This window comes from Halorubrum sp. B53 (assembly GCF_059752395.1).
Genome location: NZ_MWTH01000001.1, coordinates 116,375 through 139,869 on the forward strand (window position 1 = coordinate 116,375; position 23,495 = coordinate 139,869).

A 23,495-nucleotide genomic window follows, 5' to 3' on the forward strand; every position below is an offset into this window, starting at 1 on the left:
CGAGAACGACCTTCAACAGTACATCGAATCACGTTACCACCTCCATCATCCGCGGCTTCTCAAGGAACGTCGTGCCCTGATGGACGAGGGAGAGACGGCCACCGAACCGTGGGTCGAGGCTACTCCGACCTATGTTTCGGGGGATTCCCTCAGAGAGTTGGGCTTGCCGAGCGAAGTCGTCGATTTGCTGAAAGATCTCGAAAGCGACGATCTCGATATCTTCGATCCGCCGTACAAACACCAGGCCGACGCTCTCCAATCGTTCTTCAACGACGAGGACGACCTCATCGTATCCACTGGAACAGGATCCGGAAAAACCGAGATTTTCCTCTACTCAATTCTGGGTCAACTCGCACAAGAAGCAGCGCGAGGCGAAACAGCCGACAAACGTGGGATACGGACATTAGTTCTCTATCCAATGAACGCTCTCGTCGCGGATCAACTCTCGCGGATGCGCCTACTCTTCGGTAATGAGGACGGAGCAGATACACTTGAGGACTATATGGGTCGGCGGGTACAGTTTGGGATGTATACGAGTCGTACACCCTATCACGGGGAGTATGACACCAGCAAAAACGATAATTTGGTCAGGCCGGTCATCAAAAGGTACGTTGAGTTAGAAGAAGAGCAGCCAGACCTCTACGAACAACTCGCAGAGAAAGGCCGTATCCCGGCCAAGAATCTGGAAGGATTCTTGAATAATAATAACAGACCAAAAGAAACAAACTTTCGTACCCAACCAGGCGACACGGAACTCTTCACGCGTCAAGAGATGCACACTCGCGATGGAAGCAATCCCCATGGCGGGACGCCTGATCTCCTGATTACGAACTACTCGATGCTGGAGTACATGCTACTTCGGCCAATCGAACAACCCCTCTTTGAGGATACCCGTGAATGGCTGGCCGAGGACGAAGAGAACGAGTTGAATATCGTCCTCGACGAAGCTCACCTCTACCGAGGCGCCCAAGGAGCAGAGGTGGCACTCTTGTTGAGCCGCTTGCTCCAGAAGCTCGGGATATCTCGCGAACGTGTGCGCTTCATCCTCACGAGTGCGACGATGGGCGAAAACGTAGAGGAAGCAGCCCCAGAATTTGCGGCCCAGCTCACAACCGGAGATCCGGACGATTTCTCAGTAATCACCGGTGAGCAGGTGGAGTACGAAGGTGGAGAACCGAGCGAGAAACGCACGGCGCAACTCCTAGAGCGGGTTGGTTACCAACTCGATGATCCGTCGAAGATTCGTAACGTTGCGAGCGAACGAGGCTGGGATCCTCTTGAAAGTAATGACGTAGAATCGGTCCGTTCGTACCTCGCTGACCAGTTAGTCGATGACCCACTCTTCAGGTTAGCACACGAATATCTTCGTGAAGAGCCGCTGCGCCTATCGGCGCTTGCCGAAGAGTTGTTCGAGGACATCGATCAGGAGCTGGCTCGTGAGGCGACGGGTAATCTTCTGTATCTTTGTACCGAGGCCCGCCAGGGGGAGGATCAGGCGTTGCTTCCGACACGCCTGCATATGTTCCTCAAAGGGCTCCCCGCCCAGTATGCGTGTGTCAATCCTGAATGCAGCGGCCGCCGGGTAACAGAGGGGGAGAACCTCCTCGGGCGCATCTACAGTAATCCGCACACGACCTGTGAGTCCTGTGGCAGTCGAGTCTTCGAACTGATTAGCCACCGCACCTGTGGAGCAGCATATCTGCGTGCCTATCGACGCTCTGACGACGACCGCGGGCCGACGTTCCTGTGGTCAGATCCTGAGAGCAGCGAGGACTTGGACGAGCTTCATCTCTTAGTTGAGGAACCTCGGGATGACCCGAATCCAGACCACGAACACGGACGCTCGCTCGCCGAGACGACGACCTCACGAAACCTCTCGATTGCCTCCGGCCATCTTGTTGATGATCGGCATGTGGACGACGAAGGACCGACCACTCATATCGAGGTTCAGGTCCCGACTGAAGAGCCGCCGGACGAGGGCGGTGCATGGAGTTGGACCCAATGTCCGGCGTGCGGGATCAAAGAGCGACGTCGTCCGAATGGCGACACGAAGGTCGAAGATCTGGTCACCAAAGGTGAGGAACCATTCGCGCACAGCGTCCGCTCGATGTTCGGTATCCAGCCGACCGACCCACTCAAAGAGGAGTTCCCCAACGAGGGGCGCAAGGTATTGTGCTTCTCTGACGGTCGACAGAAGGCGGCCCGCTTAGCTCGCGACCTCCAATCGAACGTTGAATCCGACTCGTTCCGCGAGGTCTTAACCGACATTATTGGATCCGCGGATGATGAAATCACGATGGATCGGTTGTTCGCCGAGTTCGCAGTCTACTGTGCGAAAAACAACATCGTATTCTTCGACGACAGCGACCAATACACGAATCAGTCGGGTGTCGTGTATAAGGGTTCACGCTCCCACTTCGAGGATATTCGTGGGAACCTGTCCGATATTGTCGATGAGTACTACCTTGAGTCCATCGACGATATTCCGGAGGTGCCAGCCGCACGCAATGCGTTGTCGGAGCGTCCCCGCCAATATGAGGAACTTCTCCTCCGATCGTTGGGCGATGAACAGTACTCCATCACCGGCGCTCTCGTCGGGTACATTGCGCCGTCCGAGGAAGTGTTTGAGAAAATCGATGAGGCCGTCCCTGAAATTGAGACAGACCAACTCAAGAGCATCCTCATCGAGGCGCTTCGTCATGCCTGCGAGGAACGGGCATTTGATTCAAGCATTGAAGCCAGACGACGTTCGAACTCCTATCCCTACCAAAATTGGATTGACCCGGACGATACGGGGCTCCCCCACAGCGAGATAATCCCTGAATATGTTGTAGAATCACTCGACGACGAAGTGCCGGAAGAGGCGTGGAATAGTCTGAGACGGGCGTTGATGACGACAGAGCCTGTGTTGTTTGGGGCCTCCCACGGCAATTACTTTGTCAATCCAAAAGCAACGACAATCGATCTCCGACTCGACGACGATTGGTACCGGTGTGAAGGATGTCGCCGGTTCTCGGTAGTGTCTCTCAATGATTCGTGTCCCTACGATGGGTGTCGCGGAACTCTGAGTCCGGTTAGTGACGATGACATCCATCTCCAGGCACGGAAGAACTTCCTTCGGAACCCGCCACGCGAAGTGCTCCATGGCGAACGGGACCCGCTCACGCTGCGTTCAGAAGAGCACTCCGCACAGCTGAGTGCAAAGGACAACTCCGAGGCATTCGCACGCTCCGAAGAGTACGAACTGCTCTTTCAGGACATCCTTGTCGGGGACTCCGAGGCCGATCAGCCAATCGACGTGTTAAGCTGTACGACTACTATGGAAGTCGGGATTGACATCGGGAGTCTCACTGGCGTGGCCATGCGGACGGTCCCGCCAGGACCAGAGAATTATGAGCAACGTGCTGGTCGGGCAGGACGTCGCGGAGCTGGGCTCTCGACGATCGTCACCTTCGCGGACAACTCCCCTCACGAGTCACACTACTTCGAGAATCCAGAGGAGATGATAACGAGCGAGGGGAACGCACCGGTCATCTACGCCGGCAACGAAAAGATCGCCCGGCGGCACATCAACGCCTCGCTGCTTGCTCGGTTCTTCGATCCATCGGCCGTCGAGACGGAAGCTGCCGTATTCCGCTCGCTCAAAGGTACAGCCGAGTTCTTTGAAGGAGAAGGGGACCAAACCCTCGCCGCGTTCGAAGACTGGCTGGACGAAGAGATCTTCGCCGATTCATCGTCGACGCTCGAGCAATTGGGGGCCCTCCTTCCGGATGCACTAGGAGAGGGACGTTCATCCGACTGGGAGGTCGCATTAGTCCGCGACGCCGCTACAGAGTTCCTAAGCGAACTCCAGGAGCTACAAGCCAAGACAGAATGGGAAGAGCAATCCACGGAAGACGACGATTTACTTTCCGTCCTTCTCGATGCAGCCCTCCTTCCGACGTTCTCGTTCCCGACTGATGTGGCCGACTTCGTCGTGCGCGAAAATGAGCCCGGGTCGTCACAGCCGAAGAACAAGTACCAGATGTCTCGGGATCTGAAACAGGCTCTCTCAACGTACGTACCAGGCCGAGAGATCGTCGTTGACAAGAAGACCTACGAGTCCTACGGTGTCTATGTCAAATTCCCAGACAACCCGAAGAACCGAGTAGCTGGCGAAGACTGGGGAGACCTCGATTGGTTGAACTGGTGTGACGTCTGCAAGACGGTCTTTGACGAGCATAATGAGAGTCTGGCAGCCAGGGATATGGAATGTCCAGTCTGTGAGGGAGCGACCGTCAGTTCCCTTCAAATGTACACCCCGGAGGCATTTGCACCGAAAGTCGATGAGACAGGTGCAGCTGAGAAAGGATCGGACTACAACGAGAACCGCGCCTACGCGACACAGCCTAAATACCCGCTGACGTCGACTTCTCACGAGAGTGAGAACGCTAGCGAGATGGCAGAGGAGAAATCCATTGGCCATTCGATAGTGGGGAAGATGAATGACGAACAGCTTCTTGTCGCTAACTTTGGGGCTGATGAGGATGGATTCGAGGTCTGCACCGATTGTGGGGCCGTTAGCCGCGAAGGTCCGCTCTCGAACCCACACGCCCGTCCATACCCCAAGGATCTCCGATTTGTTGGAGAATATGACTGGGATGATCAGTGTACCGGCTCAACAGTCACGACGAGTTTCAGCCACCGCTTCCCCAGTGATTTGACCGTCCTCCAAATCCCGTTAGGTGATGAGATGGAGTTTGTTCCATCCGAAGCATGGTTCGAGACACCAGGACAGTCGTTAGCTGAAGCATTAGTCATGGGTGCATCTCGTGCGCTGGGCATCGAAGATGACGAACTCGAAGGTGGATTCCGTACTCGTTCGGCAGAGCACGCCGACATCGACGCACGGGGCGTTATCGAGGTCTTCCTCTTCGACACAACCGCTGGCGGTGCTGGCTTCTCATCGCGCGTCTGGGAGGAATTCGACGCCGTGTGTGCAGAAGCCCGTTCAATCCTCGAGAGTTGCTCATGCGATACGGCGTGTCACAACTGTCTGCGCCGGTATCAGAACCGCCATCTCCACGACTCGTTGAATCGCCACGAAGGCCTGGCCTTGCTCGATTACGCACAGACGGGGACTCCACCAACGCTTCGTCCTGATAAGACACAGAGCCTGATAAAGCAGCTCGAACGTGCCTTGGAGTTGAAGGAAGAAGATGTTGCACTCAGGGCGATTGACGACGATAAATGGGAAATCGAGATTGACGGGACGACGATGACATTTGGTATTCGTTCGAGTCTGCGGCGGTCACGTGCCCCGACGTCGGCGACGTACGACGAGGACTACTCAGACTACGAGTTGTCCCAACGGTTGCCAGAGGTGGCTCACTCAATCGTCGATCAACTCCAATAGCGGAATGGATGGGTCAGAACAGTTTGCACACGTAAACTGGTCGGCGTCGGCAGCACAGCTGTTCGAAGAGTGCCCCCGGCGGTTCTTTTATCGATACCAACAGACCGAGTCTACCGAGGACTATAGTGAGTATACACCGTCGCCAGGGGCCTATCTGGGAACTATCGTACACGAATCTCTCGCGGGGCAGGTTGCACGATGGGCTCGGGGTGAGAACATCCATCTTCAGACTGCAACTGAATATGCGAAAGACGAACTTGAGAGGTATGTCGAAGCGAATTCTGAGACGATTGCTGATCGGATTGACATTACGGATGGGGAATCCTTCGATAGCGATTCCTTCACTAGGTCATTAGTTCGTACAGCCCGTAATCACATCAGGCAGTTCTTCCGGGTGATTTGGCCCCACCTTGAGGACCACCAGTATATCGCCCACGAAACGCGCCAAACGTTCGAAGTCTCCGAAGAACCCGTCACCGTCCAGCCAGATCTCTGTACGCGAAACCCAGAGGGAGACTTTGTCGTTACTGACTGGAAGACAGGCACGTATGACCGGTTTAGTAACCCTACAATACAGATGCAAGCATATGCACTCTATGCTCACGAAGCGTATGAACCCGAACTCAGTCGGATTCGGGTCCAATTAGCCCATACTGGAAGTGGGGAGTTCGACCGAATGGTGCCGACCACGGAAGACATGAGACAGATCCGAGACCGGATTACGAATGATAGGGCCTTCTGGACGAGTATGGGGGACATCGAATCCTACAAGACCAATCCAGCAGTCCAGAAATGTAGCCAATGTTCGTACCTTCACCGGTGTATAGACGGACAAACCATCACGGGTGAAGAACCAGAACCAAACTAAGTAGTAAAGTGCGAATTAGGTCGTCTTATACCTCATCTACCGCATACAAATCAAATCGGATTATAGCACAATTCAATCACGCAATTGATAAATCCACTTGCGACGAACAAAATCATCGACGGAGGAACGCCCTTCGCGCGACTCCCAGCCATCTCCTTGAGCTTTCTCTTCCCGAACCAGTTTGAATCCTGCCGCTGAATAAATTGTTCCCTTGTTACCTGCTACTCCAGCGTGAGCAGAAATCCGTTGATATCCCTCTAAGAACGCCCACTTTCGCGCGCGTGCGATGAGCCAAGAACCCGTGTTTGATGGTCTTTCAGGTCGCGATCCGTACCGTGTAATTGAGATTTCTTTATCTTCGTCAACCATTCGAGCCACTGGACGGCCGAGAACACAGACTGCAATTAGATTAGACTTATAACGAGCTCCGAAAGCAGCTTTCCATCCAGGAATACCACCCAATTTGTGGTCTACCATATCCGACTCGAGGAAATCGTTGATCTCGTTTCGGCTTCTCTCTCGGGTTAGTTTGAGATCCGATACAGAGTCGGGTACTGATATTGGATTTTTCATCGTTTGCCTGAGGCAACTTGCGCCTCACCCAATCAGGCGCATAAAAAAACAAAACGAGACCACCAGAATGGACCCATATTTCTGCGGTAGTACGTTCGGATCAGAGATTATCGAGGAACCTCAAAACTCGTAAAGTAGACAAGTCGTGAATTCTGATCATCTAGGAATGCCTCTTTCCGAGAACATCCCTATGGAGAGACCTGTTAAGAGCCCAAGCGCTCTTAGAAGCTATCAAAACAGCGATCAAGCAGGGATAATGTAGGCCTTTCCGGAAACAACCCGGTCACGCTTTTATGACTAGACGGGAAACAGGTCGAACAGTAACAGATGATCCGCGATGCTCGCGTTCTCCGCGCCGGGTTCGTCCCTCGGGAAGTTGAGCATCGCGACGCCGAAGTCAACCACCTCTCCAGCGTCCTTGAGCCCATCACGAACGGTGAACCCGCCGATACAGCAATCGTCACCGGACCCAGCGGCGCCGGCAAGACCTGCATCTCGAAGTTCGTCACCGAAAGGCTCCGTGAAGAGGTCCTCGACGTCGAGACGACCTACGTCAACTGCTGGCGCAACTACACCAGATTCCGGACCCTATACCAGATTCTCGACGACCTCGGCGCCACCATCGACATCCACCGACAGTCGACACCGCACGACGAACTCGTCGACCGCCTTCAGCAACACGACGGTCCACGAACCGTCGTCATCCTCGATGAAGTCGACCAGCTCGAAGATCCCAGTGTCATTTACGACCTCCACAGCCTCCCGCAGTTCGCGATCATCTGCATCGCGAACAAGGAAGAGGAGCTGTTCAGCCGCGTCGACGACCGCCTCGTGAGCCGCCTGCGCTCCAGCGAGCACGTCCGGATGGACAAGTACCACGACGAGCAGCTGTACGACATCCTGAGTGCGCGGGCGAAGTGGGGGCTCGACGAGGACGTCATCACCGACGACCAGCTCTACCGGATCGCCGACGCGGCGGCCGGCGACGCCCGCCTCGCAATCGGCATCCTCCGAACGGCCGCCGGCAAGGCCGATCGCGAGAACCACGAGCGCATCACCGACGATATTCTCCTGGACGCCGCCGAGGATGCTCGGGCCCAGATCAAGCAGAAGAGCCTCGACTCGCTCACGCCGCACCAGCGCATCGTCTACGACATCGTTCGCGAGCACGGCCCGGTCGGGCCGAGCGAAATCCACGAGCGTTATTCCAAGGACGTCGATGATCCGCGGACGAAACGGACTATCCGCACGTACCTCTCGAAGATGGAGCAGTACAACCTCCTCGAGGCGGAGGGGACAAGTCGGGATCGAGAGTACTCGCTCGTCGACTCGGCAGCTGCGTCGCCGATGTAGTGATTAAGATGTATTACCTATCTGGAGTTGGAATCCGCTAGACAGGGCGTTCTGACTTCTCGTGGTCTAGCCGATTGGGTACGGGGGATTGCCGTCATCTAATTGCGGAATTGACAATTTCCACCTTTTGGTTTCCTAATTATGTGGTTTTAGTAGTGATGTTCTTTCACGTGAGAATAAGTGATGGATAACATAGAAGCGAATCACACTAATCGAAGGGGTTGAGAGTCACTCGCATACACTTATACGATTAGAGTTAGCTACATTACCCACTGATGAGTGGGATGTTTTTCGTTCCGGTCAACGATTCTTGGCTCGACCGATTTTCTAAGACCGTCTCAGATCCAGTCTCTGTTGATAGTAAATCTGCGCCAGAACCTCTCCAAGACTACGATAAGGTCCGTATCTGGGGAACCAGTGATAATGAGAAAACTCGGGCTTCGTTCAAGCATTTGGAAAACGGGGATCCTGTTCTATTCTATAATGATGGAGAATTCTTTGCTACTGGTCGAGTAAGGGAGGTTTTTGAAAACCCGGAGATTGCAGAATATCTCTGGGGAGAAGATGGAGGGAAGCTGATTTTCACTATAGATGACTACCAAGAAGTTTCCATAGATCCAGCTGAAGTCAACCGACTCTTCGGATACAAAGAAACTAACATACCGATGGGATTCAACCGGCCTTCAGATGACGCAATCTCTAATCTTCTACAGAAATACAACTCGGTTGAAGAGGCCTTTCAGGATCTCAACCCGGGGAAATCAGAAGAGGACACAGATAGAAAACTATCGAGTCAAGATGAGCCTGATGAAGAATCGGTGCGAACTCACACAGAAATCCAAGCCCTCCTCGTGGATTTAGGCCATCAACATGGATATGATGTATATGTAGCTAAGAACGATCAATCTACGACTTACCAAGGAACTGAACTCGGAGAGGATTGTATTGATAGTTTAAATCTGACTGGGTTTAGTGAGTCCGCGCTTGATATCATCGAATATGTTGATGTGATTTGGCTGAAGGATGATTACATCGTACAGATGTTTGAGGTCGAAAGCACGACTAGCATTTACAGTGGTATATTGAGAATGACTGATTTCGTTGTGAAGGTACCAAATTTAGCTGTTAAAATGAATATCGTCGCGTCGCAGGATGACGAGCAGAGGGTTCGACGTGAGATGAACCGGCCTACGTTCAAGCAGATCATGGATCGAAGTGACCACAATTCTTTGAATTATATATCTTTTAAGAAGGTAAGAGAGACAAATAATATTGTAGAAGAGGCTGGTCCACTACAGAACGTCTTCTAATAAACAAATCCTATTCAATCTATAAATGAATCAAAACCCCCTTTCTCCTCCGATTCTGCTGTAATTCTACACAAATTGCGTGCCCCCGTTCATTTTGGTGGCTTTCCGGAACTCCTTCACGAAACCGATGAAATAGAACTAAAACCCGCACGGAATAGCAGAAGGAACAATTATATCGATTCCATGAAATCCGGAAGCGACACGCCGCGGTTTATCCGGAATGTAGACCTCTAGTCGGGTATGGGAGAACATTCAACGTCGAACCGATTGGCGGTGGAACAGCCGACACGGGGCGCTGACCGCAATCGGTCCCTCGCTGACCAGGCCGATCCAGCTACGGACGAGATGTTGTTGCCGGCACTCGAGGACGGCATCACGCTACTCGACGTGGAAGGAGGCCGCGGCGTCCCGATCCTGCAGTCGCTCGTGCTCGACCATCTCCTCCTGCACGACGAGCCCGCCTTCTGGGTCGACGCAAATGGTCACGCGACAACGACGACACTCGCCCAGATCGCGCCCAGTCAACGGTTGCTCAACCGAATCCACGTCGCACGCGGATTTACCGCGTACCAGCACTACGGCGCCGTCTGTGATCTCCCGACGGCAGTGAACAAGTCGATCCAAATGTCCACCACCGATGCCGGGGCGGCCGGTCGACGGGCACCAAGTCGCGACGAGGACACGTCGCCCCACACACCCGCCCTCATCGTCGCGCCGGCCGTCGACGCCCAGTACCGCGCCGACGATACCCTCGGCGAAACCCACGCGAAAACCCTCCAGGCCCGCACCCTTGCCCGGTTGGCGACCTACGCCGATGGGTACGACATCCCGGTGCTCGTTACGCGAAACGAACGAAACGAATTCACCGAGTCAGTCGCGACGATCGCCGACCACCACCTGGAGTGCGAGCAGACCCGGATGGGCCCACGGGTCGTCGGCGAGGACTTCGAGACGCTCGTCTATCCCGTCGACGACGGCGCGTACTACCAGACGACGTTCGCGTACTGGCGGCAGCTGCTCGCGGCACGCGCCACGCAGGTCGGCGTGGAACCGACGACGCCGACGCCGTCGACGCCGACCCCGGAGGGTGTCGGAACGGGCGTCACAGCTGACGGTAAGACGGTGGCGGCCACCGCGGACCCCTTGCTCGATGCGTGGACCGCGACCGGGACAGGAGGCCGATAGCGATGGGGCGCACAAACCCGACGTACCGGGATGCGCTCCGGGCCATCGAAGAGCGCTGGACGGAGTTCCGGCGGGCACTGCGGCGTCGCGACAAGCCGCGCTTCGACCGGCTGTTCGAGTACGCCCGCGAGCACGCCGACGCGAGCGGGCTGTTGAACCACCAAAATCCGCTGCTGCCGGCGCTGCTCAGCATCGATCTCGAACAGGAGGCCCGCCTCGACGACCACGAGGAACGCCTCGAGGAGCTCGAAGCCGCGGTCGCAGCACGCGATGATCAAGAGAGTGCCCCACCGGACTCGAACCCGTGACGATGCCGTTCAGTATCGACTTTCTGGACGACGGCCGCGTCCTGGAGTGGGAGGCAACCGCCGACGGCGCCGTCGCGACCGAGCGCGATGACTACACCCCACGCTTCTACGTCGCCGCTCGCGACCCAGCGTCCGACATCGACCTCACGACACTCCAATCGGTGTACGACCAGCACCCGGATGTCGTCGCGACCGAGATGGATGCGCGACGCCCCGGCTTTCGACGAGACGAGGAGGCCGTTCTCGCCGTCGACGTCGCCCACATCGACCGCGTCACCCCACTCGCCCGGCAGGCACGCCAGCTGTCGGCCTATCCAGTCGGGGATCTCGCCTGTTTCAACGTCGACTTCTCGCGAGAGTTCCGGTACTGTCTGGAGACCGGCGCCGATCCGGCGCCGGCGAGCGAACTGTCGACGCTCCGGCTCAGCGTTCCGGTGACCGAAACGAGCAACGACGTCTACGAGAAACTGTCCGTCGCCGGCGACACCGTCACCGGCTCGCCGACGGATATCCTGACCGCCGTCCAAGGGGCACTCGAAGCGCACGATCCGGACGTCTTGGTCTGCTCGACGAGCGAGATCGTCCCGACCCTGTACGAGATGGCGACGGCTGCCGGCGTCGACGACTTCTCGCTGAGTCGGTGGCCAGATGTCGACTACCAGCAGCTCGCGAGCCGGTCGACGTACTCGAGCTACGGCCGCGTCGGCCACTCCCCAGCGCGGTACAACGTGCCTGGCCGGGCGATCATCGACGAGTCGAACACGTTCTTTTACGGGGAGACGAACCTCGAGGGCGTCCTCGACCTCGTGTCGCGCTCGAAAAAGCCCGTCCAGGAACTCGCGTGGGCGTCGATCGGGAACGTGCTCACGGCGATCCAGATCTGCGAGGCCCACGACCGCGGTGTCCTCGTGCCATGGAACTCCTGGCGCCACGAGTTCTACAAGCCGATGGGGACGCTCCACGACGCCGACCGTGGCGGCTTCATCTTCGCGCCCGAGGTCGGGCTTCACGAGAACGTCCACGAACTCGACTTCTCCTCGTTGTACCCGAACATCATCTGTACCCGGAACGTCTCACCGGATGTCATCCGATGTGACTGCCACAGCGACCGGGAGGATGTCCCCGGCCTCGGGTACTCGATCTGCGACGACCGGGGCTACCTCGTCGACGTGCTACAGCCGATCATCGACGCTCGCGACGAGATCAAGGCGGCCATCCGTCGCGAGAAGGAACGAGACGACCCCGACGAGGACCACCTGGCGGAACTCGAGGGGCGGTCGGGAGCGCTGAAGTGGATCCTCGTCGCCTGCTTCGGATATCAGGGGTTCAGCAACGCGAAGTTCGGCCGCATCGAGTGTCACGAGGCAATCAACGCGTTTGCTCGTGAGATTCTGCTGACGGCGAAACAGCGGCTGGAAGCCGGCGGCTGGCGGGTCGTCCACGGCATCGTTGACTCCATCTGGGTGACCCCAGATCCCGACGTCGACGACAAGGACCGCGAGGACCTCGAGGCGCTCGCGACGGAGATTACCGAGCGCGTCGAGATCCGCCTCGAACACGAGGCTCACTACGACTGGGTGGCGTTCGTGCCGCAGCGCGAGAGCGACGCCGGCGCGCTGACGAAGTACTTTGGGAAGGTCGCCAGTGACGACGACTTCAAGATCAGAGGTATCGAAGTCCGGCAGCGCTCAACCCCGCCGTTCATCGAGGACGTCCAGCGGGACTGTCTCGACCGGCTCGATGCCACGCGGTCACCGGACGCGGTGCTCGGGCGGCTCGAACGAGCAATCGACGAACTGCAGGCGGGCAACGTAGCAGTGGAGCGGCTCGTCGAGCGGAACCGTGTCTCCAAACCCCTGGAAGGCTACTCACAGAACACCCAGAACGTGGCCGCCTTGAAACGGGCTCGCGAGCAGGAACTGGCAGTCCACCCGGGCCAGGATATCGAGTACGTGGTCGTCGACGACGAGAAATCCTCGCGAGACCGGGTCGCCCTCGCCCACGAGGAGATCGAGACCTACGACGCCTCGTACTACGAGACGCAGCTGGTCAGAGCGGTCGAGAGCGTGCTTTCACCGCTCGGGCGGGATCGGAACGATATCCGACGAGAGCTCAACGGAACACGTGTAGTCGGTATCACGGACTGGACCTGACGAACCCCCTCCCCCCTTTTTCGAGTTGTAAACTCGTGGCCTCGGGGAGGGGGGTGAACAGCAAGAGGAACTGCAAAGCGGCCGATAGTGGCGAATATGCACAATAGACAGGGTGAACACCTCATCTTCTAACTTGTAACTAGAAATGCGAAAGTTTATGTTGTACGTTACCTTACCACAACCGCACTAGAGACAAAGAAAGCAAATCGTCTAGCCGGAGCTAGACGATTGAGAAATCTGGAGTAGATGACCTCTTCATCTCGTCCGTGGTTCTGATCCCGTGTACTATCACATCTCATCGCCTCTACGGCAACTTCTGTTACCTCAACGCTCGTTACATGGCGTCTGGTGTGGCCTGTTCCCATCGACTTACAACTCGAAAAAGGGGGGAGGGGGTGAACCTATTCGAGATCACCGAAGCGGCTTCACCAGCAATCATGTCCGAAACCCGGTATTCCTCTCACTCGTGAATGGATCCTACGAGCGTCGTTCTTTCGCAGCTATTCTGGCGCTTACTACTCGAAAACGGGGAGTGTGAGTAAGTCCGTATCACCCAGAGCATCATTTACAAAATCCAGATAATGTGGATTTTGCTTCGAGACTCACTTCGACTTCCTTCTCCTTACAACGTGAGGGTGGGAGCATCGAACCAAGTGTGTTACCGCCTCCCAAAATCTTACAACTCGAAAACGGGGGGTCCGGGTCATCGAGGAAGATCGACGACAGCGAGTTTCGTCGAACCGTTACAACTCGACAACGGAGGGTGATAGATTCCGAAGACGGTATCTGGCTCATCCAGAGGATACGGGGCTGTAGTCGTTAGATAGCCTGTTTTCGCCCGGTTACAACTCCACAAGGGTCCATATTTTTATACCCAGAGTTCGAGGGGGTTCATAATGGGACGAGAGGGACGTAGAGCAGGATCGAATAATCCGGAAGGTGAGGAGGATCGTGAATCATCTGCTGCTGATCCTGAAACTCCTGCATCGACGGATGAGGAGGTGGCCTCTCCTGGCACGTCACAATCGACCTTCGAAAACGGATTAGATCCCGCTGATTCGGCTCAAGAAGCAACTAATGGCGACGGTGGTGGCATCTCAATTCGTGATCGACTCCAAACCGAGTCGTCCGGTGGCGTTTTCGCGAACAAAGACCTCGTCCGGTCAGATACCATCATCGACGAGGACCGTATCGTCGGTCGTGACGACCAGCTAGGCCGTGTCGTCGACAATCTAAAACCGGTTCTCCAGAATGAAGGGATCCCCGATATGCTCCTGAGCGGGCCATCTGGAACTGGGAAGTCGCTCATCATTCATGCGGTCTGCAAACAGATCGTCGAACTGTGTGAATCCCAAGGCAAGACCTTCGGGGTTATTTCAATCAACTGCGAGGGGCCAAAGACCGCAGATCGGGCTGTCTATCGGTTAGTCAAAGCTGCTGCCGACGACCTCGGCGTTGATCCTGGTGTTCCCCAAACCGGTGTCTCAACGGATCAGAAGCTGGAGCGACTGTACGAACTCATGCGAGAGTATTACGACGGTGTCATTTTCATTCTCGATGAGATCGATATGCTCGAGGGGCCGTATCAGGAAGCAGAGTACAATTCTCTCATCTACCAGCTTTCACGGGCTCGCAAACTCGCCGACTTTGATGGTCCCATCTCGCTCACGACGATCACGAACTACGCCGACTTTATGAAGGATCTCAACAGCCGCGCACAGAGTTCTTACAACCCTGACGACATCTTCTTCGACGATTACGATGCGAACCAGCTCCGCAGTATTCTCCGCAACCGGCGGGACGCCTTCAAGCCAGACTCACTTGCAGATGACGTTGTTCCGCTTGTTGCTGCGTTCGGCTCCCAAACGCATGGGGATGCGCGGAAAGCGATTGACCTCCTCAGATGGGCTGGTGAATTAGCCGAGCGGCGTGGGGCTGACACGGTTATCGAGACTGATGTCCGTGATGCTCAGGAAAAATACACCGAAAACCGCAAGCTCCGCCATATCAGCGGCATTTCGACTCAAAAGAAACTCTCCATCTACGCTGTGGCGGCCACTGCCCACTACGCAAGAGAACATCCTGAGTGGATCCCTGCTGGACCTGCGTTCAAGACGTACCAATTCATTGCCGATACGATGGATGCGGACCAGTACAGCCGTGAGACGTTCGTAAATCACGTCACAGAGCAGAGTACGTACGGTGTACTGGACTTCGAGCGTCGGGGCAAGGGGCGAGGCAGAGGAGTGCATATGTATTTCTCCCTCTCCGAGGATCCGGAAACGATCATGGAGACGATCCGTGAGGATTCCCGGTTCGAAGATCTAGCTCACGAAGAGGCGACTATCAGCACGGTTGTCCGCGAACGGCTGAAGCAGTTCCGGAGTAAGAACTGATCTCGCCCGTATTCTCCCCGCACTTACTTCTCGAAAACGGGGGGTGCTCGTATCCCGCGCGATGCGTTACAACTCGAAAATGGGGGGTGTCATTCGTCGGGATGTCTCGTTACTACTCGAAAACGGGGAGTGGGTGAGCCAAGAGATTTGACGTGCCGGTCGATGGACTGTGCTATCTCCTTGCCCTCTCCCATTTACAACTCGAAAACGGAGGGTATCCTACGATTTCTTTGTCGTCGATGCCATCGATGATGCGGAGACGGTGGAGAAACAACGGAAATGCGGGGGTGTGGTGCCTTCAAAATCTGCCCCACCCCTCCACCCTCATCCAGTACCGACGGAAACGTGGGGTGGGTGTCCTCTCTTCGAGTTTTACTCGTCCGGGTTGACCGGACCCATTCACACTCTGGGGGGTGTCATCTGCTACGCTACGAATCACGTTGAAACGAACATCAGGCTACAGTTCCATCTCGTCTACTCGTCGGGATTCACCGGCCCTTTGTACTTCGACGTCACCGAATCGCCTTCCCGCCACTGCCAGTAGTAGTAGCGGTTGTCGTTGATCTCCTTGATCGTGATCGTCGCCTTCGCCGGCACGTCGTCTGGGAGGTCATCGGGGCGCTCCTCGACGTCGGCGTCGTCCGCTTCCTCCTCGAGACGAGCTTCCCGCTCTTTGTGTTCGGCCAACGCCTGGGCGTAGCTGGCAACGTCCCGAAGATGCTCCGGTGTGGCTTCATTGAGCGTGTTGACGATCTCCGCCGGGAGGTTCGCCGGTGGGGTCGGGGGTTCGTAGGACATCGGCTACTCTCGTGTTAACCAACACGGCCCATGAACGCATAGTTTTGTTGGTTAAGACGATGGGGGCGGTTCTCGCGATTGCTGGCTGTAACACTACTCGAAACTTCTTTATATACATGTTTCGTACTATGTTACACCGTGCTCCGGCGCATCGAACTCGAGGTCCTCGCTACGGTCGACCGCGGCGACACGATCTCCGAGCTCGCGACGAAGCTCAACCACAGCGAGAGTTACCTCTCGCGTGCCGTCGCCGACCTCGTCGAGAAGGGGCTCGTCTACACGGAACGCGACGGCCGCCGAAAACGAGTCGTCCCGTCGGATGCTCGCGCCGTCGAACTCTATCGGGACCTCGTCCGCCAGCACCCCCACATCGAGTTCCCTGAACTGCTGACCGGGAAAGCACTCGAGGTGCTGTACTACCTCGACCAGCCGCGAACCGTCTCCGAGATCGCCGACCAGAGCGACAACTACCGCAACACGGTCAACCGCGTCCTCAAGCGGTTTCGCGACCGTGGGCTCGTCGGGACGGCCGACGGCCATTATGACTTCAACGCTGACTTCGACCGCCTCCACGAGTTCGCCCGTGAACTCGCACACCATCTGCATCGTCAACGCCTCGAAGCCGTCGCCCCGAAGGGGACGATTCTCTGGGAGGACTACGACGAATTCCTCACCCAGACCGAGACGGAGATCGACGCGGAGCCGTTCCACGAAACCGGCCTCGCTCGATTCGCGGCCTTCGACCTCCAGTTCCTGCTCACCGGCCACCGCTACTACGTCTACTCCGAAGACCTCGACGCAGTCTCGCCGGCGGAGCTCTGCTGTCACACGCTGCTGATCGACGACGGCAGCCGCCACCGCTCGTACTGTCTCCTCCTGCTCAGCCACGTCGACGTCGACGAGGCGGACCTCCGAGAGCAGGCGGCGAAGTATGGTCTCGAAGACGAAATCGACGCCCTGCTCCGCTACCTCGAGACGCACGGCGAGGTCGACGACGACCGGCTCCCGGAGTGGGACGAGTTTCAGGAACTGGCGGCTGACTACGAGGTGCCACTACCACAATGAGACCAACATTTGGCCGCGAGTACATCGAGAACGAATTCCAGCGCATCGCAGATGGGCTATCTGAACCGCTCACGGTCTACCTGATCGGTGGTGGCGCGATGTCTCTGCGCGACCTCAAGGGGGCGACGAAAGACATTGACCTGGTCGTCCCGGATGGCGACGCGTACGGTCAGCTGTGGGCGGTCCTGATGGACCTCGGGTATGCGGAGGTCCAATCGCTGGATCCAGATTACCGGGCGCTGGGGGCGACGAGCTGCGTCGAAAACGACGATGGGTGTCGCCTCGACATCTTCAACCAGCAGGTCGCGAACAAGCTCGTGCTCACCGACGGGATGCAAGAGCGCAGCGAGCCGTTCCTCGACACAGATCAACTGACGGTCCGGCTGGTCAGCAACGAAGATATCTTCCTGTTCAAGGCGATCGCAGGCCGCGACGACGACATCGAGGACATGAATATGCTCGTACAGGCCGGTCTCGATTACGACGTCGTCCGGACTGAACTCGAAGCCCAGATCGAACGCCTGGGGGACGATCAGTTCGCCACGTTCGCGAACGAGGCCCTGGTCGAACTCGAGGAGCGGTACGGAGTAACCACGCCGATCGAGGGGCGCGTTCAGGAACTGACGAATAGGTACTACCGGGGGCTCGAAGTCCTCCAGGCACTCGATGAACCGATGACCGTCGACGAACTGGCCGCGGAACTGGAGCTGGATGACGAGGAGGTTCACGACCGGATCGCGTATCTCTCAACGTTCGACCGGGTCCGTCGGGATGGCGACACAGTCCGTCCCGTGGAGTAGTCTGGCCACGACTACGGGGAGGGAAGGCGGCCGTCTGGTCGGGGAACGCGGCCCCGTTTAATCTCGTGATCGACGCGGCGCAGGTGCTTGCAGCCGCCCTCGGGTGAACGTTGCTGCCAGTCGGGACAGGTACACGATTCGTCGATGACGTCGACTTCGTACCGGTTCCCTGACGCAGACTGTACCTCGTAGCGGCCACCCTTCGAGAGGAGTGAGACGTCCATCGCTTCGGCGACGGCACGCTTCGTGCGGGGCTCAAGATCGTCCTCCGACTGTGCGTTCTCGTCGACGACCAGTCGGTCGCGAACGTCGCCTGTTCGGCCACCGTCGGGAGCGACGGCTTCCGCAGGGCCACTGAGCCGCTCGTGAAGCACTTCCTCCACCGGATGGCCTTCCGGCCAGAGGTAGTGGACCTCGCGACGCTCGCGATGGTCGTAGGAGCCGCACGCGGCTGCGCTCCCAGTCCAGACGCGCCAGGCACCGAGCGCGGCCATCACGTCGACAATGGCGCGAGGAACTGCCTGGTGGTCGTCCGGGAAGAACACCCGGAAGCGGGTACACGCTTCTCGCGGCGGGACGGTCTCCCACCAGTCTTCGCTGGAGCCCCAGCTATCGAACATCGCCTCATCGCTCCCGTAGCCGACGGTCACGCCGTCGGTCGGCGTCCAGTCTGCTGGGAGGTGGTCCGCCTCGCCTTCAAGCACCCGAAGAACGGCGTATCGGAGGTACTCGTGGGCTTGGTTGTCTGTCGTACGAGCGACCTGGTCGTGCTGCTCGGCAACGTGCTCGGCTTCCTCGAGGACCGTCGTGAGATTGGGTTCAGTCATCATTCGACGGAGGTCTGAATGCGCCTCCGCCCCTCGGCGGGCGCTGAAAAACTTAACCAACAGAACGGAAGGAATCCATCACTCTGTTGGTTAACTATGTTGGGACGAGGAGTCTCCTTCGAGCACGTCGATGAGCTCTTCTGCTGTAGAACTGATCCGTCCGAGCCGCTCGCGAACGACCTCGGGATCGTCCGACTCCCACGCAGCGAGGTAGAACGCCGACCCGCTAGTGTCCAACCCACAGTACCGCCCGACGACATATGCGACGGCTTCGGCCTCGACCTCGCGTTTCGCCCGCTCGGTGTCGTCGTCGACGTCGAAGTGGAGCAGAGCGTGGGCGTACTCGTGAATTAGCGTCCGCGCGAGGTCGGCCTCGTTCTCCCGATCACGCACCTCGACGAGCGGCTGAACGTCGACGAGGCTCAGCTGCTCGCAGATGCCCTTTGCCTCGCCGTGGGTCCACTCCTCGGCTGGAACGATCTGCACCGTCACGCCGAGGTCGTCAGCGGCGTCAGTCAACTGTTCAACGAGATTGCCGGCGTCGCCGGTCGCTTCCGTGTCCAGGTCGGGAAGCGGCTCGCCCTCGGTCTGCGAGACGTCGAACACCGGCGCAGGCTTGAATCCGACCAGGCCCTCGGACCACTCCTCGGGCGGCGTCTCGTCGTACTCACAGTCACTGTCCTCGTGGTAGCTCGGCGAATTCTCGCACTCCGGGCACTGCTTGGTGATGATCGGCGCCCAGATCCAGATGGCTGATTCGCCCTCCGTGACGTGACGGTTGAACTCCTCCCGCCACGTCCGGTAGCCCGCCACCCGGCTCGCCTCGGGACACTGCCGCTTGATGAGGAGCGTGTTCCGGTAGGAGTAGTCGTGGAAACGACTCTGGACATCGAGCCACTCTTGGAACTCGTCGCTGGCCTGCGCGTCGTCGACGCCGGCGACGAGGTCGTCGATCCACTGTTCGATGGTACTGTTCATCTCGTCGGATCGCGTATCGGTCTGGTCGAAGGAGACCGACGAGTCTCTGGTCGTGGACATGGTGGTCACTGAATCGGACGAACGCGATTTCGCCAGTTCAGAACGCGCCGCACCCCTCAAGGGCGGATGAACAACCCTCGAGGAACGCTACCGAAGTTCGCCTGTATCGTCCGCGAAGCCGACTGTGACGAGATACTCGAGGAACTCGTCGAACCGATCCACGTCGCTGGGCGTGTCGGTCGCGAGGTGGCGGGCCCACTCGACTGCCCACTGAAACGCAGGATCAGCTCCGCCCTTCCCGTGAATGTACCACCAGCGCGCCGCTTTCAGCACGACGAGCGGGTTCGATGGCGGCTCCGTACTCGCCAGCGCACGGGTCAGCGATCCGATTTCCTCGGGAACGTCGCTTGCGTCGACGTCGCCGGACTGTGTGTTCGTGATATCGACGGGAATCTCGTCGATCGAGACATCGCTCGGTGACTGTTGTTGACTCACGGAAATCACCTGACTGCGAGGGCGTTCGCTGAAGCCCTCACCCTCTCAGGGGGCGAAAAAACAATCCACAGTCGGTCCGCCGGTGTCTCAGCGGCCGATGGTGCCCTGGCGTGTAATCGGCGCGTCCGGATTGATGCTGAACGCGACGATAGTCGCGTCCTCGGTTGCAGTGACGGCCACGTCGTCGTCGCCGGTTACGAGTGCGCTCTCGGTGTACCCGACCGACTCATCACCGACTTCGACGGCCCCGTTGAACACGTACAGGTAGGTGTGGCGGCCGGATTGCGACGGGAGCGTGGTAGTGGCCCCGGCAGCGAGTCGACAATCGTAGAAGTCGACCTCGTTCCGCACGTACAGCGGGGCGCCAGTGCCCTCGGGGCCGAACAGGTGGCGCCATTCGCCGGCGACCGGGTCGGGGATCGGTTCGTGCTGGATGCCCGGGTCGAGGTTGAGGCTGTGCGGGCGCACGAAGATCTGGAGCATCCGCAGGGGCGGGTCGTCGGCGAGCGTCTCCTCGGAATGCCAGAAGCCGCTGCCGGCGTTCATCACCATCAGATGGTCGGAGTCGGTGACCAACTGGTTGCCCTGGCGGTCGTCATGGCGCATCACGCCCTCAGGCACCCACGAGATGATCTCCTCGTTTTTGTGCTGGTGCATCCGGATCAGGGTTCCGGGGTCCATGAACGACTCCACGACGGTCGCCAAGGGCCCATAGCCGTGATCGTCGTGGTCGGGGACGGCACGGCCGGGGAAGTTGAAGTGGATCCGAAACTTGCCCTGGTTCTGCGAGACATCCGTTCGCGGCGCCGTGTAGATGCGAGAGTGGGTCTGTGCGGAAGGCGACTCGTCCATTACCCTGTGTAGTCGCTCACCCGCTAAATGGGTTCTGCGCTCCGATTCCTGGCTTCCCACTGAGTAGTGGATCGTATCCCTCACGCCGGCGGCAAGTAGACACTCTGCTCGCCGGCGATTTCCTCGAGGTTGTTCCGGTGACGGTGGCTGAAGTAGCACTCGTAGCTGCAGTAGCCACAGATCGTGCCGGTATCGTATTCGGCGACATAGGGACCGCGCCGGGTTCGCCAGACGTTCGTTCCGCACTCGGTACAGGCCGCTTGCTCGAGGTCGGCAGGCCGCGGTCCTTCGTACTCGACGCTCAACTCGTCGTCTTGGGGTGTCGATTCGGGCCAGACTCCGTGGGCCTCCCAGAACTCGCGGATGCGGGCGAGGCTGTGGCGCACGGTCTTTCGGACGGTGACGTGGTCGGCGTCGCGACCGCTGTCGTCCCAGCCGTCGGCCGTCCAGAACTCACCGAACTGTGCGCCGCGATGCAGTCCGTTCCAGTCGACGCCGACGATGTCGGCCGGTGGCTCGTCCGTGAGTGTCGGCCGGGTCAACTGTCGAATGGCGTCGAGCTGCTTGGGCGGACTCCCACCGAGAATATGGATGCGTCGCCCTCTCCAATCAGCCGGGTCGGAGAACTCGTGGGCCAGACGGTCGGCGTACCCGCGTGAATAGCCGAGAACGATATCATCTGGAATCGCGTCGATTACCGCCCGCGACTTCGGAACGACGATGAGCTCGGCCTCGGGGTAGCTCGCTTGGATCTCGCGAGCGGCAGCGACGTGGGCGTCGACGTCGTTGATGTCGTCGACGTCCCCGATGACTCCGACCTGTGGTTCGCACTCGAAGAAACGGTCGACGAACCGCTCCAGATTGGGATTCCGAAAGTCGTTGTCGAGCATCCCCACGGGAATCTCGAGGTTCAGGTACTGATCCGTCTGATACCCACAGTCTTCCCGAAACCCGGGAAGAAATCCGAGGGCGAGAGCATCGCCGGCAAAGGGAACTCGGTGGAGGAACGCCACGAAGTCTGTTTGTCTGGCGGCGGCGATTTCGCGGGCGGTGCTGGCGCTGGAGCTCAGCTCGAGAGACATGATTAGGCTCGCGAGGCCGCTGCTGGCTGCCCCGCACCCTTTCAGGGGTCCGAAAAACCGAGGCACAGCTGATTAACCAACAAAGTTGGAACTCAGGCAGAGTGTGTTGGTTAAGAATGGAGCTTACTCTTCGTTCTTACGCAGCTCTTCTGCCTTCCACTTGAGTCGGCGCAGAATCTGCGTTCGATTCTGGTGGGCGTTCTCGTAGGCAACACACTGCTGGAGGGTCTCCATATCCGGAATCGTCGCGATTCCTGCCTTGATCAGGCGCGTGTTCGATGGTTCAAGCCGCTTCTCTGGCGGGAATTCGTCATTCTCGGCGTCGTCAGCTCTCTCCATGTCGGGCCCCTCAACCCCTTGAGGGCCAACAAAAACGATACTCTCTACAGCGCCGGCTGGTTTTTCAAAAAAGGTGGCTGCCGAGCGATGATCCTCAGCTGGAATCCCAGACCAGAATTTCCTCCTCCTACGCAACTTCGAATTACTATATCTCGCTACTAGTGGCCATGAGCTCCTTTCATTCGATACAGCAGCTCATCGTTGATGTGTCCCGACGGAACGCCTGGCAGGCGTGTTTGAACGCCTCGCTGAACGTCGGGAACGGGTGGACGATGTCGATGATGTCGTCGACAGTTAGCCCGAACCTCACAGCCAGCGTGGCTTCCATGATCATGTCGGCGGCACGCGGCCCGACCATGTGGACGCCGACGATCTCGTCAGTCTCGTGGTGTTTGACGACCTGGACGAGACCATCCGTATTCTCGACGGCCTTCGCTCGCGGGACATCCGCCATCTGGACGGTTCGGCACGAACAGGTACCGTGCTCGTCGTTGTACTCCAGTTCGGTCGTCCCGACTGCGGCGACTTCCGGGCTGGTGAACACGACTGCTGGCACTGCGTCGTAGTCGATGCTGAACCCCTCGTCCCCGAAAGCGTTCTTGACGGCGTGATTGCCCTCCTTGGCGGCGACCGTCTCCAGTTCGGGCTCGCCGATCACGTCCCCCGCCGCGTAGATGTCGGAATTGGTCGTCTGGAAATGCTCGTCGACGCGAATCGC

Annotated in this window: 19 protein-coding genes; 10 read left to right on the top strand and 9 right to left on the bottom strand. The window is 58.0% G+C overall.

All coding sequences use genetic code 11. From position 1 onward, the window contains the following. Nucleotides 1-79 precede the first annotated feature (79 nt). Together B4V06_RS00555 and B4V06_RS00560 are read left to right on the top strand one after the other, a co-directional pair. The gene (locus B4V06_RS00555) at nt 80-5,395 is read left to right on the top strand and encodes a DEAD/DEAH box helicase (RefSeq protein WP_498166571.1); all 5,316 of its coding nucleotides are present in this window, start codon (nt 80-82) and stop codon (nt 5,393-5,395) included. Nucleotides 5,396-5,399: 4 nt separating this feature from the next. Beyond that, the gene (locus B4V06_RS00560) at nt 5,400-6,263 is read left to right on the top strand and encodes a RecB family exonuclease (RefSeq protein ID WP_498166574.1); all 864 of its coding nucleotides are present in this window, start codon (nt 5,400-5,402) and stop codon (nt 6,261-6,263) included. A gap of 72 nt (nt 6,264-6,335) precedes the next feature. Here B4V06_RS00560 and B4V06_RS00565 read toward each other — a convergent pair whose 3' ends face one another. Further along, entirely contained in the window at nt 6,336-6,740 is a 405-nt protein-coding gene (locus B4V06_RS00565; protein WP_498166576.1) for an XF1762 family protein, read from the bottom strand. Between the two features lie 423 nt (nt 6,741-7,163). On the opposite strand from B4V06_RS00565, the gene B4V06_RS00570 reads away from it, so the two are divergent. The 6 genes from B4V06_RS00570 to B4V06_RS00595 all read left to right on the top strand — a co-directional run bounded on the left by B4V06_RS00570 (nt 7,164) and on the right by B4V06_RS00595 (nt 15,541). Then, on the top strand, nt 7,164-8,189 hold the full coding sequence (locus B4V06_RS00570; protein ID WP_498166579.1) for a Cdc6/Cdc18 family protein: 1,026 nt from the start codon (nt 7,164-7,166) through the stop codon (nt 8,187-8,189). A gap of 275 nt (nt 8,190-8,464) precedes the next feature. Next, on the top strand, nt 8,465-9,499 hold the full coding sequence (locus tag B4V06_RS00575; protein WP_498166582.1) for a type II restriction enzyme NmeDI-related protein: 1,035 nt from the start codon (nt 8,465-8,467) through the stop codon (nt 9,497-9,499). A 240-nt stretch (nt 9,500-9,739) separates the two neighbouring features. Beyond that, nucleotides 9,740-10,684 (top strand): hypothetical protein, encoded by a 945-nt coding sequence (locus B4V06_RS00580; protein WP_498166584.1) that lies wholly within the window; start codon nt 9,740-9,742, stop codon nt 10,682-10,684. 2 nt (nt 10,685-10,686) lie between these two features. Beyond that, the gene (locus B4V06_RS00585) at nt 10,687-10,992 is read left to right on the top strand and encodes a DUF8156 family protein (protein ID WP_498166587.1); all 306 of its coding nucleotides are present in this window, start codon (nt 10,687-10,689) and stop codon (nt 10,990-10,992) included. 2 nt (nt 10,993-10,994) lie between these two features. After that, on the top strand, nt 10,995-13,145 hold the full coding sequence (locus tag B4V06_RS00590) for a type B DNA-directed DNA polymerase (RefSeq protein ID WP_498166590.1): 2,151 nt from the start codon (nt 10,995-10,997) through the stop codon (nt 13,143-13,145). An 896-nt stretch (nt 13,146-14,041) separates the two neighbouring features. Then, a complete protein-coding gene (locus tag B4V06_RS00595) occupies nt 14,042-15,541 on the top strand; it encodes a Cdc6/Cdc18 family protein (RefSeq protein ID WP_498166593.1) in 1,500 nt (499 codons plus the stop codon). A 474-nt stretch (nt 15,542-16,015) separates the two neighbouring features. Here B4V06_RS00595 and B4V06_RS00600 read toward each other — a convergent pair whose 3' ends face one another. After that, nucleotides 16,016-16,339, bottom strand: a complete 324-nt coding sequence (locus B4V06_RS00600) for a DUF6788 family protein (protein ID WP_498166595.1) — start codon at nt 16,337-16,339, stop codon at nt 16,016-16,018. A gap of 138 nt (nt 16,340-16,477) precedes the next feature. Here B4V06_RS00600 and B4V06_RS00605 point away from each other — a divergent pair, with 138 nt between their 5' ends. Continuing rightward, a complete protein-coding gene (locus B4V06_RS00605) occupies nt 16,478-17,404 on the top strand; it encodes a helix-turn-helix transcriptional regulator (RefSeq protein WP_498166597.1) in 927 nt (308 codons plus the stop codon). Next, on the top strand, nt 17,401-18,204 hold the full coding sequence (locus B4V06_RS00610; RefSeq protein WP_498166600.1) for a DUF6036 family nucleotidyltransferase: 804 nt from the start codon (nt 17,401-17,403) through the stop codon (nt 18,202-18,204). The genes B4V06_RS00605 and B4V06_RS00610 overlap by 4 nt, the downstream gene beginning before the upstream one ends. Before the next feature lie 11 nt (nt 18,205-18,215). On the opposite strand, the gene B4V06_RS00615 is transcribed toward B4V06_RS00610, so the two are convergent. The 7 genes from B4V06_RS00615 to B4V06_RS00645 all read right to left on the bottom strand — a co-directional run. Next, the gene (locus B4V06_RS00615; protein WP_144800149.1) at nt 18,216-19,031 is read right to left on the bottom strand and encodes a hypothetical protein; all 816 of its coding nucleotides are present in this window, start codon (nt 19,029-19,031) and stop codon (nt 18,216-18,218) included. A 90-nt stretch (nt 19,032-19,121) separates the two neighbouring features. Then, nucleotides 19,122-20,069, bottom strand: coding sequence for an ArdC-like ssDNA-binding domain-containing protein (locus B4V06_RS00620; protein WP_310902052.1), 948 nt, complete (start codon nt 20,067-20,069; stop codon nt 19,122-19,124). Nucleotides 20,070-20,156: 87 nt separating this feature from the next. Beyond that, a complete protein-coding gene (locus tag B4V06_RS00625; protein ID WP_498166603.1) occupies nt 20,157-20,504 on the bottom strand; it encodes a DUF8013 domain-containing protein in 348 nt (115 codons plus the stop codon). Nucleotides 20,505-20,591: 87 nt separating this feature from the next. Further along, nucleotides 20,592-21,356 carry a pirin family protein gene (locus B4V06_RS00630; protein ID WP_498166606.1) on the bottom strand — a complete coding sequence of 255 codons (765 nt, stop codon included), beginning with the start codon at nt 21,354-21,356 and terminating at the stop codon, nt 20,592-20,594. 80 nt (nt 21,357-21,436) lie between these two features. Further along, nucleotides 21,437-22,438 (bottom strand): DUF6610 family protein, encoded by a 1,002-nt coding sequence (locus B4V06_RS00635; protein WP_498166609.1) that lies wholly within the window; start codon nt 22,436-22,438, stop codon nt 21,437-21,439. A gap of 123 nt (nt 22,439-22,561) precedes the next feature. Then, nucleotides 22,562-22,777, bottom strand: coding sequence for a DUF8129 domain-containing protein (locus B4V06_RS00640; protein WP_271904300.1), 216 nt, complete (start codon nt 22,775-22,777; stop codon nt 22,562-22,564). A gap of 178 nt (nt 22,778-22,955) precedes the next feature. After that, nucleotides 22,956-23,495: oxidoreductase dimerization domain-containing protein (locus tag B4V06_RS00645; protein ID WP_498166612.1), on the bottom strand; the 540-nt coding region annotated here is incomplete at its 5' end.